Consider the following 386-nt stretch of genomic DNA (forward strand, 5'->3'; position numbering starts at 1 on the left):
CCGTAAGGGCATTCCACGCGATGGATGAGCTGCGTGCCTTCCGGAACTTCCGGCGTACCGAGAATGTGCGCCAGGCCAATATCTTTAAAACACTCGTTGATTTGCGTGATGCCGACCAACTCCATGACGATGTAACCATCGGCGCATTTATACAGGCCGCAACCGGCGTAGTAGGGGTCTTTCCCTTTCGTCATACGTGGACAGATTTCGCCGCCGTTGAAGTAGTCCATCATGAAATACTGACCCATGCGCAGCATCACTTCGTACATGGCGATATCGATGCTTTCACCTTTACCCGTTTCGCGTACTTTGTGCAGGGCTGCCAGCGCGGCTGTCGTCGCGGTCATCCCGGAGAAGTAATCGGCGGTATACGGGAAGGCTGGCAT

1 protein-coding gene is annotated in these 386 nt (G+C 54.7%); it reads right to left on the minus strand.

All coding sequences use genetic code 11. The annotated features are described in order from the left end of the window. Nucleotides 1-386: CoA transferase (locus tag ACEWB7_RS18665; protein ID WP_411581185.1), on the minus strand; the 386-nt coding region annotated here is incomplete at both ends.

This window comes from Acinetobacter sp. NIOH-H-8, assembly GCF_046635365.1.
Lineage (GTDB): Bacteria > Pseudomonadota > Gammaproteobacteria > Pseudomonadales > Moraxellaceae > Acinetobacter.